The organism is Microbulbifer thermotolerans, assembly GCF_900112305.1.
GTDB lineage: Bacteria > Pseudomonadota > Gammaproteobacteria > Pseudomonadales > Cellvibrionaceae > Microbulbifer > Microbulbifer thermotolerans.
Genome location: NZ_FOKT01000009.1, coordinates 94,020 through 111,159 on the forward strand (window position 1 = coordinate 94,020; position 17,140 = coordinate 111,159).

15 protein-coding genes are annotated in these 17,140 nt (G+C 60.5%); 6 read left to right on the forward strand and 9 right to left on the reverse strand.

The features are described 5' to 3' along the window. Window positions 1–200 precede the first annotated feature (200 nt). From BM155_RS14605 to gcvH, 3 genes are all read left to right on the forward strand, one after another. Window positions 201–767, forward strand: a complete 567-nt coding sequence (locus BM155_RS14605; protein ID WP_067155959.1) for a CBS domain-containing protein — start codon at window positions 201–203, stop codon at window positions 765–767. 310 nt (window positions 768–1,077) lie between these two features. After that, entirely contained in the window at window positions 1,078–2,166 is a 1,089-nt protein-coding gene (gcvT, locus tag BM155_RS14610) for a glycine cleavage system aminomethyltransferase GcvT (protein ID WP_067155956.1), read from the forward strand. A gap of 64 nt (window positions 2,167–2,230) precedes the next feature. Continuing rightward, window positions 2,231–2,620, forward strand: coding sequence for a glycine cleavage system protein GcvH (gene gcvH / locus BM155_RS14615; RefSeq protein ID WP_067155953.1), 390 nt, complete (start codon window positions 2,231–2,233; stop codon window positions 2,618–2,620). Between the two features lie 90 nt (window positions 2,621–2,710). On the opposite strand, the gene ptsP is transcribed toward gcvH, so the two are convergent. Then, the gene (ptsP, locus tag BM155_RS14620) at window positions 2,711–5,005 is read right to left on the reverse strand and encodes a phosphoenolpyruvate--protein phosphotransferase (protein WP_067155950.1); all 2,295 of its coding nucleotides are present in this window, start codon (window positions 5,003–5,005) and stop codon (window positions 2,711–2,713) included. A 78-nt stretch (window positions 5,006–5,083) separates the two neighbouring features. Then, window positions 5,084–5,587, reverse strand: coding sequence for an RNA pyrophosphohydrolase (locus BM155_RS14625; protein WP_082817633.1), 504 nt, complete (start codon window positions 5,585–5,587; stop codon window positions 5,084–5,086). 309 nt (window positions 5,588–5,896) lie between these two features. Here BM155_RS14625 and BM155_RS14630 point away from each other — a divergent pair, with 309 nt between their 5' ends. Together BM155_RS14630 and BM155_RS14635 are read left to right on the forward strand one after the other, a co-directional pair. Continuing rightward, window positions 5,897–6,562: a histidinol-phosphatase gene (locus BM155_RS14630; protein ID WP_067155947.1), complete on the forward strand. Its 666-nt coding sequence runs from the start codon at window positions 5,897–5,899 to the stop codon at window positions 6,560–6,562. A 44-nt stretch (window positions 6,563–6,606) separates the two neighbouring features. Further along, on the forward strand, window positions 6,607–7,782 hold the full coding sequence (locus BM155_RS14635; RefSeq protein WP_231902401.1) for an imelysin family protein: 1,176 nt from the start codon (window positions 6,607–6,609) through the stop codon (window positions 7,780–7,782). 150 nt (window positions 7,783–7,932) lie between these two features. Here BM155_RS14635 and BM155_RS14640 read toward each other — a convergent pair whose 3' ends face one another. The 7 genes from BM155_RS14640 to BM155_RS14670 form a co-directional block, all read right to left on the reverse strand. Next, window positions 7,933–8,949: a GlxA family transcriptional regulator gene (locus tag BM155_RS14640; protein WP_074903923.1), complete on the reverse strand. Its 1,017-nt coding sequence runs from the start codon at window positions 8,947–8,949 to the stop codon at window positions 7,933–7,935. Further along, window positions 8,903–9,454 carry an isochorismatase family protein gene (locus tag BM155_RS14645; protein WP_067155936.1) on the reverse strand — a complete coding sequence of 184 codons (552 nt, stop codon included), beginning with the start codon at window positions 9,452–9,454 and terminating at the stop codon, window positions 8,903–8,905. The genes BM155_RS14640 and BM155_RS14645 overlap by 47 nt, the downstream gene beginning before the upstream one ends. A 164-nt stretch (window positions 9,455–9,618) precedes the next feature. Beyond that, window positions 9,619–10,152, reverse strand: a complete 534-nt coding sequence (gene mepK, locus BM155_RS14650; RefSeq protein ID WP_067155933.1) for a peptidoglycan L,D-endopeptidase MepK — start codon at window positions 10,150–10,152, stop codon at window positions 9,619–9,621. Between the two features lie 384 nt (window positions 10,153–10,536). Next, window positions 10,537–11,709, reverse strand: coding sequence for a L,D-transpeptidase family protein (locus BM155_RS14655; RefSeq protein WP_074903925.1), 1,173 nt, complete (start codon window positions 11,707–11,709; stop codon window positions 10,537–10,539). A 3-nt stretch (window positions 11,710–11,712) separates the two neighbouring features. Next, window positions 11,713–12,966, reverse strand: coding sequence for a L,D-transpeptidase family protein (locus BM155_RS14660; protein WP_074903927.1), 1,254 nt, complete (start codon window positions 12,964–12,966; stop codon window positions 11,713–11,715). 133 nt (window positions 12,967–13,099) lie between these two features. Beyond that, entirely contained in the window at window positions 13,100–15,019 is a 1,920-nt protein-coding gene (locus tag BM155_RS14665) for a L,D-transpeptidase family protein (protein WP_074903929.1), read from the reverse strand. A gap of 260 nt (window positions 15,020–15,279) precedes the next feature. Then, complete coding sequence (locus BM155_RS14670; RefSeq protein ID WP_074903932.1) at window positions 15,280–16,104, reverse strand: NRDE family protein; 825 nt, start codon at window positions 16,102–16,104, stop codon at window positions 15,280–15,282. Window positions 16,105–16,297: 193 nt separating this feature from the next. On the opposite strand from BM155_RS14670, the gene lgt reads away from it, so the two are divergent. After that, window positions 16,298–17,137, forward strand: a complete 840-nt coding sequence (gene lgt, locus BM155_RS14675; RefSeq protein WP_067155923.1) for a prolipoprotein diacylglyceryl transferase — start codon at window positions 16,298–16,300, stop codon at window positions 17,135–17,137. Window positions 17,138–17,140 lie beyond the last annotated feature (3 nt).

Genomic DNA, 17,140 nt, shown 5'->3' on the forward strand with positions numbered 1-17,140 from the left:
CCTTGCCGTGTGCGGCTCTAACAACCCGTGACCTTTCTACCCGGCGTGCGCCGCGAATTCCCTATCGCGCATGTCCCGCCATACGCGCTCCTCCCGTTCCGGCATAACTCCATTTATTTCCCAATTTTTATTGCTGCGCTGCCAAAGCGCATTCGATTTCTGGCATGTCTGTTGGATGTGCCTCACAGAGAGTTATTGCCATGAAAAAACTGAACGTTTCTCAACTGCAGGATCGCGACAGGTTGGTTTTCCCCGAAGAGTTTACAGAGCTTACCCTGGACTCCCCCGCACTGTGTTTTGTCACCGATTTCAAAAGTCATCACCCGGCCCTGGTGACGCCATCGGTATCTGCCATGCAGGCCGCTCAGATGATGGACGCGGGACGTTTGAACGCACTGCTTGTTCTCGACAGAGACGGTGCGTTTGCCGGCCTGCTCACCGCGGAGGATCTCAGCTATCAAAAGGTGATGCAGTGGGTGGCTGCCGGTGTGCCGCGCCACGAACTGACGGTCGGTGATTTCATGCGCCCCCGCAGTGAACTGAAAATACTGAGTTATCCACAGGTGGAAAAAAGCAGTATCCGCGACGTGCTGGAGACGATGCGCCAGCACGGCCAGCGGCACTGTCTGCTGGTGGATCAGCACAATCACCATGTGCGCGGACTGATCAGTGTCGCGGAAGTGGGCAGGCGCCTGCAGGTCGAGATTGATATCGACAGGGTGCCGACCTTCGCGGAAATCCAGCGTGCGGTGGCACGGGCACACTGATGGAACCGGCGATGGCCGCTAGCGGCCATCGCCGGTATGCAGCGCGATTCCAGTCCAGTGCGGGATAACGGGATGGGTAGCCGCGCTGGCGGTGTGCGAGAGATCAATATTTCATATTGTTATATTTATTCGCTCTAATATGCATTTATGGAATTTACTGGGCCGCGCGGAATCTTTGGCGGCAAGCGCGGCCGAAAGCAGTTTATAGTCCCGGTGCCTGCTAGGCTTGCAGCATAGCGCCGTCTGGTATCACTGGCGGTGGGGCCGGTAGAATACGCGGCTTTCTAGGCTTGCAGATTGAGAGCATCAGATGGGTAACAAAACGCCATTGTACGACACGCATGTCGCCATGGGCGGCAAGATGGTGGATTTCGGCGGATGGGACATGCCGCTGCATTACGGATCGCAGCTGGAAGAGCACGAAAAGGTGCGCACTGACGCGGGCATGTTTGATGTGTCCCACATGACAGTGGTCGATATCGATGGCGACGGCGCCCGCGATTATCTGCGTTATCTGCTGGCCAACGATGTGGCAAAACTGGATGGGGTGACGGGCAAGGCACTCTATACCGGTATGCTGAATGAAAAAGGTGGCGTGATCGACGATCTGATCGTCTACCTCAAGGAGTCTGGCTATCGGGTGGTGGTCAACTGCGCGACTCGGGAAAAGGATCTGGAGTGGATGTCCAGGCAGGCTGAGGCCTTCGATGTCTCCCTGAGCGAGCGTCCCGAGCTGGCCATGGTGGCCATTCAAGGTCCCAACGCGATTGACAAAGTCAAGCAAGTGATGGGCATCGAGTGGGTTTCCGCCATCGACAATCTCAAGGTGTTCCAGAGCGTGGCCCGCGGTGACTGGTTTGTCGCCCGCACCGGTTATACCGGTGAAGACGGCCTGGAGATTATGTTGTCCGGTGAGGATGCGCCCGGATTTTGGCGCGCCCTGGCAGATGCGGGTGTGGCACCCTGTGGCCTGGGAGCCCGGGATACCCTGCGCCTGGAAGCGGGAATGAACCTGTACGGTCACGAGATGGATGAAGATACCTCGCCGCTGGTGGCGAATATGGGTTGGACTATCGCCTGGCAGCCGGAGGACCGCGACTTTATCGGCCGGACTGCGCTGGAGGAAGAAAAAGCCCAGGGTGTTAAAGAAAAACTGGTTGGCCTCGTTTTGAAAGAGCGCGGTGTGCTGCGCGCCGGGCAACCGGTAGTGGTGGACGGCAGTGAAGAGCGCGGTATTATCACCAGCGGCACCTTTTCCCCGACTCTGGGCTACTCTATTGCGTTGGCGAGGGTACCGGTTTCTGTGGGAGACACGGCGCAAGTGGAAATGCGCAAGAAACTGGTGTCCGTGAAGGTGGTGAAACCCTGTTTCGTACGCAACGGCAAATCGGTGATTTGACGGGCCGTCTTGAACTGAACTTCGAAGTCTGAATTATAAAATTACTTAATCGAGGGATCACAGAATGAGTGAGATTCGCAGTGAACTGAAATACCTGTCCAGCCACGAGTGGGCGCGGCTGGAAGAGGATGGCACTGTCACCGTGGGTATCAGCGACCACGCCCAGGACGCCCTCGGGGATGTGGTTTATGTGGAAACGCCGGAAGTGGGAACCACTCTGGCGGCTGGTGACGAAGCCGGCGTTGTGGAGTCCGTCAAGGCGGCCAGTGATATCTACTCACCGGTGTCCGGTGAAGTGATTGAAGTCAACGAGGCTTTGGAGGACGCACCGGAAACCGTCAACTCCTCTCCCTACGACGACGGCTGGTTTTTCCGCGTCAAGCCCAGCGATCCGAGCGAGTTGGATAATTTGCTCGATGCCGACGCCTACCAAAGCGAGTGCGAAGAGGGCTGACCCCCGCGCGGAACACGCATGCTGTCAGCAGGTGTTCCGCCTTGCCCGCGCCCGGTCTGTCCGGGCGAGGGTACTGCCCGTTTGTATCCTTTACTCTTTCCGCACAGCTTTTCCGCTATGGTTGCCGTCCTCTGTCGGCTGTAATAGCGCTTTGAGCCCCACCTGCTTCATATAGGCCTGCACGCTTTTTTCGATTTCTTCCGGACTTTCCATGACCATCACTTGCTTTAGCAGCTCGTCGGTGTCTGCCTTGTTCACCGCGCGGAGGGCTGATTTCACCCGCGGCAGGTTGGTCGCATTCATCGACAGCATGTCATAGCCCATAGCCATCAACAGCAGGGCACCACCGGGTTCGCCGGCTAACTCTCCGCAAATTCCCACCTTTGTTCCGGCAGCGTGTCCCGCCTCCACTACTTGGTGCAGGGCGCGCAATACCGCCGGGTGCAGCGGGTGGTAGAAACTGGCTACGCGGCTGTTGTTGCGGTCCACGGCCAGCAGGTATTGGGTCAAATCGTTGCTGCCCACAGAGATAAAGTCCGCGCGTTCGGCCAGCTCGCGGGCCTGGTAGACCGCCGAGGGTACCTCGATCATGATGCCGAGCGGCGGCATGGCGATGTCGTAGCCTTCCTCCTGCAGTTCCCGGTGGGCGCGCTTAACCAATTTGCGGGCCGCTTCCAGTTCGCCGATGCCGGTGACCATGGGGAGCATGATGCGCAGGTTGTCGAGGCCAAGACTGGCCTTCATCATTGCGCGCACCTGGGCGAGGAATATCTCCGGGTGATCCAGGGTCACGCGGATGCCGCGCCAGCCGAGAAAGGGGTTGGTTTCATCGATAGGAAAGTAAACCAACGCTTTGTCACCGCCAATATCCAGGGTGCGCATGGTCACGGTGCGCGGGGCGAAGGCCAGCAACTGCTCGCGGTAGATTTCCCGCTGCTCTTCCTCCGACGGAAAACGATCCCGCAGCAGGAAGGGGACCTCAGTGCGGTAGAGCCCGACCCCTTCGGCACCGCGCTCCAGGGAGCGCACCACATCCGCCATTAAACCGGTATTGACCATCAGGCGCACCCGGTGGCCGTCGGCGGTTTCGGCGGGCTGAGAGGCCAGGTGATCGAGGTTGCGCGCCAGTTCACGCTCTTCCTCGACGATGTTGTCGTAGCGGCGGCGCAGCTCAGCGCCGGGGTGCACATAAAGCTCTCCCCGGTAGCCGTCCACCACTATATCGGCGCCGTCTATCTGTTCGTAGGGCAGGTCCTGCACGCCCATTACGGAAGGCAGCCCCATGGCCCGGGCGATAATGGCCACGTGGCTGTTGGAGGACCCTTTGACAGAGACCAGACCGGCGAGTTTTTCCTGTGGCACCTCCGCCAATACTGCGGCGGTGACCTCTTCGCCGACCAGTATGGTGTTGTCACTGAACTCCCGCCGACTCTGCTGCTCGCTGCGCAGGTGCATCAGGACTCGCGCGCCCAGATCACGCACGTCAGCGGCGCGATCGCGGAAATAGGAGTCGGACATGGCTTCAAAACGGCGCACATGCTCCAGCATCACCTCGGCCCAGGCGCGCGGCGCGCTGATTTGCTGGCGTATGCGGTCGCACACTTCCGCCGTCAGAGAGTTGTCGTCCAGCATGCTGATATAAGCGTCGAACAGGGCGCGCTCCTCACGGCTCAGCTGATCCTTCAGGCGCTCGCCCACGTCGCGGATCTCTTCGCGGGCACTGGCCAGGGCCGTGTGAAAGAGTGCCAGCTCGGCATCCACGTCGATACAGCAGGAGTAGGGGACAGATGCCAGGTTGGTTGGCGGCGCGACAATATGCACCCGGCCGATAGCGACCCCGGGGGAGGCGGCGATACCGCTGAATTTTGCTTCGCGTCGCTGCTGGCCGATGGCGGCAAGGGCGCCGGTGGCCTCTGCGTGGGCGATGACGCCCGCCAGCTGGGCGGCCAGAGTGACCAGGAAGGCCTCTTCCCCCTCGTCGAAGCGACGCATTTCCGCCTGCTGTACCACCAGTACGCCGAGTACTTCGCGGTGGTGAATAATGGGGGTGCCGAGGAAAGCGGAAAAGCGCTCTTCACCGGTGGCGGGGAAATACTGATAGGCGGGGTGAGCTTCGGCCTGTTCCAGGTTGATCGGCTCTTCGCGGGTGACCACATTGCCCACCAGACCCTCGCCGGGCGCCAGGTGCACTTGGCCGACGGCGTCCGGGTTCAGGCCACGGGTGGCCATGAGGACATAGTCGCCGGACTGCTTATCGCGCAGATACACGGAGCAGACGCGGGTCCGCATCACCTCGCGCACCCGGCGCACGATGATATCGAGCACCGCGGACAGGTCCCGGGCCGCGTTGACTTCCTGAACGATACTGCGCAGAGATCCGAGCAAAGGCCTATCCTCGTCGTCTGGTGGATTTGTAGTTTAGCTGCCGTCTGTTCGGCAGAGGACTCACCGGTCGCGACGATATTACTCGTGCTCTCGCAGCCAGCGTCTCTCCAATTGTATTTGCTGCGGGGCCAATTCGGTCAGCGCGCGCCGGTATACTTCGCGTTTGAAGCTCACCACTTTGCTGAGGGGGTGCCAGTAACTGACCCAGCGCCAGTGGTCGAATTCCGGCTTACAGCCGTTGTCGAAGCCGATGGCGCTGTCCGGCGCCTCCAGCTTGAGCAGGAACCACTTCTGCTTCTGGCCAATGCACAGAGGTTCGGAGCGCTTGCGCTGCAGCCGCTTCGGCAAGCGGTAGCGCAGCCATCCGCGCGTGCAGGCGATGAGGCTGACCTGGTCGCGGGTCAGCCCCACCTCCTCGTAGAGTTCCCGATACAGCGCCTGCTCGGGAGATTCTCCCGGGTTGATTCCGCCCTGGGGGAATTGCCAGGCGTCTTTGCCACCCACCCGCCGTGCCCACAGCACCTGGCCGCGGGTATTGAGCACAATAATGCCGACATTGGGGCGGAAGCCCTCGGCGTCGATATTGTTGCTGCCGTCGCTGCCGCTTCCCCGGCCTTTCCTGTGGTTGCCGGAGTTCTCGATGCGGTTGGACTGCTTGGCGGTTCTGCGGCGGTGATTTCGCCCGGCTTGCGCCGGTTTGCCGTCGCCCAAAATACCGTCCTCAAATTTATTGTGCGCGGTCGTTTGCCGCGCAAGCTTGTTCCACATTGTTCCACAGCGGGAGGGGTTACGGCAATTCGGTGAACTGTGCCGTGTGAAGTGCGGGCCGGCGGGGTAAAATTGCCCGCCGGCCTGGCGCCGGAATATCTATAGTGGAAGAGGGAGTGCGCGGTGCACTTGGCGATTTTCGATCTCGACAACACCTTGATCGGCGGCGATAGCGATCATGCCTGGGGTGAATTCCTGGTGGAGCGGAGACATGTGGACGGTGAGCGCTACCGTGCTCTGAACGATAACTTTTACCGGGACTACCAGCGCGGTGAGCTGGATATCTTCGCCTATCTGGAATTCGCTCTGGAGCCGCTGGCCCAGCTGTCCCGCGGTCAGCTCAACAACTTGCAGCGGGAGTTTATGGAGGAGGTGGTCAGCGAGATCTGGCTACCGCAGGCGGAGGATTTGATTTCCCGTCACCGCCGCCGGGGCCACCACATTATGATTATCACCGCAACCAACCGTTTCGTGGTGGAACCGATCGCCGAGCGCCTGGGAGTGGACACGCTGCTGGCCACTGAGCCCGAGGAAGTGGAGGGCCGCTTTACCGGGCGCGTGGTTGGTGAACCCTGCTACCAGGGCGGCAAGGTTGTGCGGCTGCATCAGTGGTTGGCGCACAATCCGGGGTTCTCCGCCGCAGAAAAGTGGTTTTATAGCGACTCCATCAATGATCTTCCACTGTTGCAGGAAGTCGATCATCCAGTGGCGGTGGACCCGGACGCGCGCCTGAGTGCGGAGGCCGAGCGCCGCGGCTGGCCGATTATCAGTCTCCGCTCTGGTGGATAAAGAGGAGAATCGATGTGCCGCGCAGGGAAATTTTGGGGAATTTTATGGGCGGAAAAATGACAGGGCGTGGAAAATGGGTGTTGTTATTGGCGCTGCTGACGGGACTTTCGGCCTGTGAGTCCCGCCGTGAGGTGCCGGAGCCGGAGATAAGCACGCCGGCTCCGCGGGTGGTTAATGAGCAGGCGGCGCAAGAACTGTCCCGAGCCTTCTGGGAGGCAGGCGAGGCCGCGGTGAGCGACGCTCAGGGCGCGCTGGAATCGCTGGAACGCGCCGTGGTTACGTTGCTCGACAGCCCCAGCGAGGATCATTTGGAAGCGGCTAAACTGGCTTGGCTGGAGGCGCATCGGGGATTTGCCGCCGCGTTGCCATACATGCGCGTGGCTTTCGCGCCGGCACCGCTTCAGAGCGAGGGGCGGGCGTTGCAGCTGGCGCTGGACAGTTGGCCGGTTCAGCCCGGTTATCTGGACACTGTCCCCGGTTATTCGGACAGCGGTATCGTCAATGACACGGCGATTGACTTGACCCTGGCTAACCTGCGTAAACAACACCGGTTGACCGCGCACGAGGAAGCAAGCACCGGCTTTCACGCGATGGAAGTCATGCTCTGGGGGCCCACCGGCGAGCGCACCGCGGGCGAATTCAAGGCCGTCAGCGAGGGGGAGAAGCCCGAGGCTCTGGCGGTCAACCGCCGGCGTGAGCTGACCCGCCTGATCGGCCGCGCCATGGCCGAGGATATGGATGGGCTAGCGCGCCGTTGGCCTGCCACCGCCAACGATCTATCGCGCCACTACCTGGCACTGAGGCCGGCCGAGCGCCTGCAACAGGTCCGTTCCGCCCATATTGCCGTCGTCGACGAGGAATTGCTGCGCCGCCTGCCGGAGAGCTCCGAAAGCGATGTGGAGAGTCCCCGTGCGGCGGATTCCAAACAAGCGATGTTGGCGATGCTGGCTGTGCTCCGGGATAACTGGGTACCCGCCGAAGGTGGGGGATTGGCAGAATTGCTGCTGGACCGCCACCAGGCTGCTGCTCTGACACAGACATTCGCTCAGCTGGAGGCGTTGATGCTGAAAATGGAGGACCCGGTGGAGCTGGCGGAACTGCGACAGCTTGCCCAGGCGCGCCAGCTGATGGAGCAGCTCGCCGGGTTGATGTCGGGCTCGGCCAGTGTGCCGGCGGACGACGATGAGATGACTCCGGTGAGTCTTCCACCCGAAGACTGAAGACTGGGGCCGGATGAATTCGCGCGAGCGCTTCACTGCGCTGTGGGCGCTCAGATAGTGGTGTGAACAGTTCGCAAGTGACGCGCACTTCCCTGTAGCGCCCGGCCCGATACCCAGGGCCGGCAATGCCCGCTCCAACCTCTGAGCCTCTTATCTGTCCGCAGAGTTTCTGTACGTTACGGGAGCTTCCTTGCCGATAGACTGGCTCGGAGGCCCGCCTCGATACCGGTGCCACAGGCGCCGCAGCTGGCGGGCGGACTCATAACCTACCGCCTCCGCCACCTGGTCCACAGTCATGCCGCCCTCGCGCAATAACTGTTCCGCATAAGCCAGCCGAACCTGCTGCAGGTAGCTTTTTGGCGATAGCCCCAACTGTTCCTTGAATAGGCGTGACAGGTGTCTCGGGCTCAAGTGTGACTCCTCCGCCAGTGCCTGCACCGTCCAGGGATAACCTGGGTTCTGCAGTATTCGGTCTTGAAGTTGGTGCAGGCGCTGATTGACGTGATTGCGGTGTTGCAGCCTGATATCCAATTGCGGATCGCCACCACTGCGGCGGTGGTAGAGGACCAGGTCTCGGGCTACTGTATTGGCCGCCTCATAACCCCAGTACATGGCTACCAAGTGCAGGCACAGGTCCATACCGGATGCGATGCCGGCGCTGGTCCAGAGGTTGCCGGAATGGGTAAATAGGCAGTTCTCTTTGACCTGTGCATGCGGAGCCATCGCGCGCAGTTCAGTCAGCAGTTGGTGGTGGGTTGTACAACTGCGGCCATCGAGCAAGCCGGCCTGCGCGGCCAGCAGGGCACCGGAACAGATGCAGGCGGTCAGGTCGGATTGGGCCGCTGCCCTCGCCAGCCATTGGGCCAGCCTCCTCCCGTTCGCGCTGCGCAGTAGCTCGGACGATTTTTGACAGCCGATGACTAACAGCCAACTTCGGGGAGGCAGTATCCGGGGCAGCGGCTCCAACTGATACAGCGCCAGCCCCTGGGCCGCGCAGAGCTCTTTCGAACTTCCGATGAAGTGGGGCTGCACGCCTCCGAGCCGCTGATGTGTCAGTACCTGTGCTGGCCCGGCCAGGTCCAGCAGGTGGACGCCGGGCGGTAGCAAAAACCAAAGGTGTTCAGGTCGCGGTCGCGGTGAAGTCTGCCACTCGGGCGATTCGGGCAAATCGGTTCTCCAGTACCAGTTCGGTTTTCAGTTTGATTTCTTCGGCGCCGAAGAGTACACCGCTGCTTGTGTGGCGCATCGGGAAGGTGTGAGTGGCATCGGTGACAAATACCACCTCAAAACCCAGGTCGCTGGCCACCCTGGCGGTGGCCTCGCAGCACTGTTCGGTGCGCAGGCCGGCAATCAACAGCCGGTTTATGTCCCGCTCCTCCAACCATTGGTGCAGCCCGCTGTCCGTCAGTGCGTTGTGTACCCGCTTGCGGAATTCGGTATCGCCCTTGCGCCTGTCTACGCCGTTCATGGATCTGACCAGTGGTCCGGTCGGATCGAAGGGGCTGCCGCTACGTTCGTGGAGTATATGAACCACCTGCCAGCCCTGGTTGCGGGCGTGGCGGATCAGCCGGTTCAGGCGCTCCAGGTAGATGTCGAAGCCTGTGTCGTCCCAGTAGGGCATGTGGCGGAAGGAATCCTGGACATCGATGACCAGAAGGGCCGTTTTTGCCATTGCTGTTCTCCTGTGTCAATTGAGGACATGATCCTACGCGGTCGCAATGGTCGTGAGGCTGGTCGTTAAGGGCTTTCAGCGGGCGGTTTCGGACATTTCGGGGCGCAGCCGTGCAATGAAAAAAGCCGCCGGGTTGCCCGGCGGCTCTGAGGGGTGAGGTGGGATTACCAGCGGCGAACCGGGCCGGTATCCACGTGTACAAAGTTGCTCTTCGGGTAGTAACCCACGCCACCCGCTTTCAGGTCCAGTGCGGCCCTGCGGAGCTTGGACAGCGGCACACCGGGCATGCGGATGTCCAGTGCCATGCCGCGGGTATGATAACTCCGGCGGGCAACCCCGCGCCCCATGGCGCGCAGTTTCTCATTGGTGGCGGGAGACCGGTAACCGGAAATGATTTCGATCTCGCCGTTAAAGTTCAGCTTTTCCTTCAGCTTGTAGACAATGTCAAACAGCTTCGGGTCCATGCGCGTCACCTCATTGGCGCGGTGGTCGCGCAGCAAACGGTTGAATTTCTTCAGGCCGCTGCTCAAGTAGCCACCATCTGCCCAATAGGCTGTGCTCAGCCTCTCTCCGGTGTGCAGGTTGCGCATTTTCAATGTGCGGGATTTACCCACTTTTGCAAAAGTCGGCCCGGCACTGACCGCCGCAACTGTTGCGCAGGTTGCTGCCAGGAATCGACGTCTGGATGGATTTTTCATACCGGTTTCCGCCTCGTCGTGGATCTCTTTTATGGGGTTCCCTTGGCGCGCGTTGCGGCTCTGGGTACGGCGAAAATGTACAAAAAATAACCTGTGGTTACAAACTGATCAGTGCTAATTCGCAAACAGTCCTAGGAAAGTCTTGGGATTTTGTTTCCTCTCAGACTAAGTGGGTTCTTGGGAAATCTGGGTATTTTCGGTGGCTGGAATCCAGAAATGGAGACAGCGTTGTCATTTATTGCGATTGCATTGAAAAAAAATTTTTTTGTGACTGATCAGTGCTAAACCGTGCCCTGCAGTCGTTTTTCGGGGGCTGTGGCATACCCGCCCCAAGGCTTGCTCCACAACCGCTGGAGTTCCCGCGCCGTGGGGGTTGTTGGTGGGCTACGGGGTGTCCAAATGGTAAATATCGCGACGAAACTGCGGGCGTCCTTCGTTATCCACCCAGGCGGTGAGATAGGTGATAAAGAGTCGTGGAGGCTTGTCGACTCTGACGTTGAGTGTCTCGTTGCCGGTGGCGGTCTGGGCGATACGGGTTCTGTCCCACCCCTGAGAATTCAGCAGTGCGTAGGCCAACTCTTCCGGTTTTTCCAGGCGTACGCAGCCGTGACTGAAGGCGCGCTCTTGCATTGCGAACTGGCTGTGGGCCAGGGTGTCGTGCAGAAATATGGCCTGGTTGTTGGGGATCACAAATTTCACTTTTCCCAGGGCATTGTCTGGGCCGCTCAGCTGGCGCAACGTGGCACCTCCCTCCGCGGCGCGGGCGATGCTGGCGTCGGAGATGGGGGCAATATCGCCGCCGCGATAGTTGATTACCCGGTAACCGCGTTTGTGCATGGCCTCGGGATTATTGCGCGCCTTGGGTAGCAGCTCTGTGAGCAGTATATTGCGCGGCACAGTCCAAGTGGGGTTGAAAACCACGTTGGTGATGCGGCTCTTCAGTTCGGGGGTGCGGCTGCTGGTTTTGCCGACCACGATTTTCATACTGAGGGCCACCCGGCCCTTGTCGATCAGCTGCAGCCGGTAGTCCGGCACATTGACCAATACATAGCGTCCGTCGGCTGGCAGAGAAAGCTTGTCCCAGCGTGATGCGTTTAGCTCCAGGCGGCGTGCGCGTTCCTTCGGCGGCACTGCAAGCGCCGCTAGTGTGGCGGGCCCGGCGACACCGGTGACCGCCAGACCGTGGCGCATTTGGTAGTTCTCCACTGCCCGTTGCAGGGCGCTGTCGAAGCGCTGGCGATCCGCTACCCATTCCGGTAGGGGGCCAGGTGTGCCTTTGTAGTCTCCATAGAGTTCGAGCAAGTGGCGCAGTTGAGTTACTCTCTCCCCCCTATCCCCCGGGGCGAGTGGCATTTCTCCGGACAGTGGCCGCCACTGTTGTTGTAACTGGCGGTAGCGATCCGCGGTGCGGCGCAGTGCCGCGCTGACATCGGCGGGAACCAGTGCCGGCGCCCCCTGCGCTGGTGTGTATGCAAGCAGAGGCGTGGCGGTCGCCGCCAGAATAAGCAGGGTTGCCAGCCAGTGGCCCGGTCGGAAACGGGCTTGTCTCTGTGTCATGGCTTACTCCGGCTGTCGATTTTCCTTGCGCCCTGGATCGTCATCGGCAGTTTCCTCCTTGTCGAGGCCGTAGATATCGGGGCGAAATTGCAGCAGACCTTCCCGGTCAACCCACGCGGTCCAGTAGGCGATGTAAACCGGTATCGGCTTTTCCAGCGCCACTCCCCGCGTGCGATTGCTCAAGAGGATGCGGTCGATGCGCGCATCGCTCCAGCCGTTTTGTTGCGCCAGTATCAGGCGTGCAAATTCGAGCGGCTTTTCCAGGCGGATACAGCCGTGACTAAAAGCGCGCAGGCTGTGTTTGAACAGGTGTTTGCTGTTGGTGTCGTGGAGAAAAATGGCTTCGCGGTTGGGAATGACAAATTTAACCCGCCCCAGGGCGTTCCCAGGCCCGCCCCGCTGCTGCAGCATCACCTTGCCTTTGCGGATCGCGGCGATATTGCCCCTAGAGAAGGGGAGCGTCCGCCCTCGCTGATTCACCAGCTGGTAACCACTGGCAGAGAGGCTGGCGCCGCCTTTTGGCAATAGTTCGCGCAGGGCGATTTCTCGCGGCACCCGCCAGGTGGGGTTGACCTCCAGCCGCGTCATGCGTGTGGCCAGTTGCGGTGTTTTGTGCTCGGGTTTGCCCACCACCACGCGTATGCGGAACTCTTCCTGTCCGCCGTCGATTAGCCGCAAGCTGAAGTCGGGAATGTTGATCAGGATATAGCGCGGCCCCAATTCCTTGGGCAGCTCCCTCCAGCGTTTTAGGTTGGCGGCCAATATCCTCGCCACTTTTGCGGGGGGGACATTCAGGCGCGCGCGGGTGCGCTTGTCCACCAGGGCATCGGCTTTGAGCCCGTGGCGGCGCTGGAATCGGCGCACGGCTGCCCGCAGTCGTTCGTCGTATTCGTCTGCGGCGTGGCTGTCGCCGGTGTGATCGTTAAGCGGGTAGTCTCCGTACTGCATCAGCAGGCTGCGCAGCTGCTTCACTCGCGGATCGCGCATGCCGGGCGCCAAGGGTTGTCCTGCGTCCAGGGGGACCCAGATTTCGCTATCGGCAAGTGCCAGGTAGCGCGCCAGTGCTTCGCGCAACAGCATGTGCTGGCGGCCGTAGGGTGTAAAGGGGTTGCTGGCACCGCTCTCGGTGGAAGCTGTGGCCTCGGCCGCGTGGACTTGTCCCGGGCCGGGAAGTAGCCACAGCGTAAGGATTGCGGCGATAAAACTGCCGCGTGTGATCAGGTTTTGGAGGAAATGGAGTCGCTTGCCAACACCCATGGGTTACCCCTGTCAACAGGATGCCTTGCCTGCTCACATTGGTAACCTGCGGCGGGAATGGGGCGAAATACCTTTAGGGAATATCGGTGGCGGGTGGTTAGCGGCCGGTGCTCGGAGTCACCGGCCGCCGATCTCACCACTGATTTGCGGAGAGGCCGTCTTTGCCGTAGATGTCGTCGCGGAAGTTGAGATGGCCCCGGCCATCCACCCATGCGGTCCAGTAGGTGATATATACGGGCACCCGCTGCTTCAGTTCGACCTCGGTGGTTTCGTCACCGGTGGTGAGCTGGTCGATGCGCCACTGGTCCCAGTTCCCTTCTGGCCGCAGCAGGGCTTCGGCCAGGTGGCGGGGTTTTTCCAGGCGTATGCAGCCGTGGCTGTAATCGCGGTCGGTTTTGGCGAAGAGGCTGCGGGCCCGGGTGTCGTGCAGATAAATATCGTGCCGGTTGGGGATTTCGAACTTCACCCGCCCGAGGATATTGTCCTCGCCCCCCTTCTGGCGCAACAGGTAGGAGCCTGCGCCGGCCGCGGATAGGTTTTTCGGTGTCAGCGGCAGATATTCACCGCTGCCGCTGACTACCCGGTAACCCATGTTTTCCATGCCCGTGGGGTTGGCGCGGGCCTTGGGGAGTATCTCGTTGACCAGAATGCTGCGCGGCACTGTCCAGGTGGGGTTGAAGATCACTTTGCTGACCCGGGTGGTCATCTCCGGGGTCGCGTGTTTCTTTTTGCCCACCACCACATTCATCGACAGCCTGATGCGATCGTCTTCCACATAGTGCAACTTGTATTCCGGAACATTGACCTGAACGAAGCGGTTGCCAAGGTGTGCAGGCAGCTGTTCGCGGCGGCGGATATTGATTTCCACAATTTGTGCGCGTGCGGCCGGCGACAGATTCAGGCGTTTTCGGGTTTCTCGCCCGACAATGCCATCGGGTTTGAGGCCGTGGCGTTCCTGAAAGCGCAGTACCGCTTCGTGCAGTCGCTGGTCAAATCTGTCGCTGTTGGGCTCGCCGCCGTAGCTGTAATAGTCACCGTAGAGTGCGAGCATATTGCGCAGCAGGGCCACATGAGGGTGGCGCGCGCCAAGAGTCATAGCTGGTCCGGGAGGCAGGGGGCGCCAGCGGCCACTGGCGGAAAGGCCGCGGAGTCGCGCCAGCTCGTTGCGCAGGGCGGCCACATCCCCACCGTAGGGGGTGTTTTCCTCTATGTAGGGACCTTCACTGTTTCCAGACAATGGCTCGGAGGTCGCCAGATTACCAGCCTCTTGCCGGGATTCTTGATAGGGGTAGTTGCGGGCACTGGCACTGTAGTTGCGGGTACTGTAACTGCGGCTGCCCCAGGTGGAATAGTGACGGAAGCGGGTTATGCCGCGCCCGCGATTGTAGTAGTAGCGTTCACGGCTGCGGTCGCGCGCGTAGTTGCCGGGGGGGCTCACGTCGCTGACGGTGCGATAGCCGCTGTCGGTGGCATTGTTCTGGCGTGATGTGTTGAGCTGCGCTAATTGAAATCCGCCCGCCTGGTGATAGACGGGGGTGACGCCTTTCGGTGGGCGGCTTTTCGGTGTGAGCTTGTCTAGCTGAGTATCCCGCGCGTAGGAGACGAACGCATCGGTCAGCAATACGTCCAATACCGCCGCCATCTGCAGGCGTTGGGGTGTGTCGCGGAGAGTGCGGTCGAAGTAGCCCAGGTGGTAGCGGTAGTCCACCATGCTGCTGGGGTTGCCGGAGCTGGCTGCGGTGAGCTGCTTTAACAGATCGTTGGCCGTATCGCTGAGGTTGTAGTTGTCGAACCACAGCAGCCGGTAGTCGGTGCGCCGGTAGATGCGGCGCACCGCAGCCGGATTAAAAATGGGGTCCTGTGCCGGCCAGGCGTCGGGATTTTCCTCCAGCCAGAGCACCAGGTGCGGGCGCACAGCATTGTCCGGTAGCACCGGTTCTGTCTGTTGATTGGCGGCAAATGCGTAGTAGAGGGCAAAGACGCACAGGCTGCCCAGAGTCAGCAACGGCAGAAGCGATTTACGTGTGCGGCGTTTGGGGGTGAAATACGACATGGTACCTCAGCAATACTGCGGGGTCCGGTTTGCTGTCAGCGAGCCGGATGCCAGATCGTTAATACCTTCCCAACCTGCGGTGGACCAATCCCGTTGTTCGTCGATGTATCGACAGCCCACCTTTGTCATGCATCCCGCGCGACCTTCCTTTATATAGGCCGTGGTCCGGGTCACTTTGCGCGTAACTCAACCAAACCTGGCCTGTGCAACTAAGTATGGCAACAAATCCGGGATTTGCTTGGCGTGGGCTTCATTTCGCGTTAATGACAATCTTGGCTGCTGAGCCGAAAATGACGGACTGGTCCGCAGGGTTCGCCGTTGTCGTAATTCTGCTCCCACAACTGGGTGGCGCCGCTGTCGTCGACGGCGACCAATGTACTGGCGCGGGTCCCGTAATCACCAGCCCCGTCCGCGACGGGGTTGCCGTCGCGCTCTTTGATTTGAACGAAGATCGGAGATAGGGCCATTTCCAGCTCCGGGCCAACACCCGTGTTGGGCAGTGTCTCCGGGTGTGCCCGGGATCTGTCTTGTAGCAGGGTCAGCGCCGGGCGCACGAAATTGTTGTCGGTGATCTCGCCGCTGATGCCATCCAGCAGCTCCCGCAGCTCAGCCCGGCCTTTTTCGACTTTGGGCCATGGGGCATCCGGTGTGCCGTTGGAAATACCGTGGACTCCACGGGAAAAATTAAAAGGCTTGTGCCGGTTTCCGGCGCAGACCAGCTCCGCCTCGGCACCGAACTGGAACAGCAGGGCGTTGAAACCGCGGTAAGTCCGATTTGCCAGGCCGGCGGCAAATTCACTGGGAGTGGCATGACTGTGCAGGAAGTCTCTCGGTATATCGCCGCGGGACAGAACCGCTTCCGGCTCTGCGCGTCGGGGTTCTCTGATATTGGTCACTGCCGCTACGCGCCCGCGGGCGATGCCGGCCCAGGTGCCGCCCGCTTGTAGATCGCGCCCGGCCACCACGCCTTCTCCCTGCCAGGGCGCTGCCGGTGCCGCGGGCCTGTCGTAGAACTCGTCGCGATTGGCGAGAAGCAGCAGTGGGTATCGGGGGTGGCAGCGATAGGCGAATAGCAGCAGACACATAGTGGTGGCGTGAAAGTGGGACGAACCGGCAGCATAGCCGATTTGCTCAGACCGGGGATGAATTTCGGCTGCAGGCCACTGGGTGTGTGCCGGATGGTCATAAAGGCCGACTACTGGTGAAGATAAAATCGTGATTCATCATTCCTCATCCTTCCTTCATAATGTCGTCCGTTTCGAAAGGTTGTGAACATCGATGATTCCATATCCCGAAATTGATCCGGTGGCCATTGCGATTGGCCCGCTCAAGGTGCACTGGTACGGACTGATGTACCTGGTCGGCTTTATCGCCGCTTGGTTGCTGGCATTGAAGCGCTCCGCCAAACCCTGGTCGCCAGTGATTAAGTCGGAGGTGGAGGATTTGATTCTCTACTGTGCCATTGGCGTGGTCGCCGGAGGGCGACTCGGGTATATGGTTTTCTATAACTTGGGGGAGCTGGTAGAGCATCCCCTGTCCCTGTTTAAAGTGTGGGAGGGGGGCATGAGTTTTCACGGCGGCCTCTTGGGGGTGATTGTGGCCGCGACCCTGTATGCCCGCAAAATTGGTACAACTTTCCCAGCCTTGATCGACTTTGTGGCGCCGCTGGTGCCCATTGGCCTGGGGCTCGGCCGTATCGGAAATTTTATCGGTCAGGAACTCTGGGGGCGACCCACCGATGTGCCCTGGGGAATGGTGTTTCCGCGGGATCCCGAACTGTTGGTACGCCATCCGTCACAGCTTTATCAAGCGCTCCTCGAGGGCGCGGTCCTGTTCGCAATACTTTGGTGGTTTTCCAGTAAGCCGCGCCCGCGTTTGGCGGTTGGCGGTCTCTTCCTGACCCTGTACGGCATCTTCCGCTTCCTCGTGGAGTTCGTGCGCGAACCGGACGCCCATATCGGCTACGAGTGGTTCGGCTGGATGACTCGCGGCCAGGAATTGTGCCTGCCGATGATTGCGATCGGTATAGCGCTGTTGGTGTGGAGCTACCGCACCCAGCCGCTGCCGGAGTCGCGCAGCGATAAGAAAAACGTTGCCCAGGCGAAAGAGGGGGCCTGATCG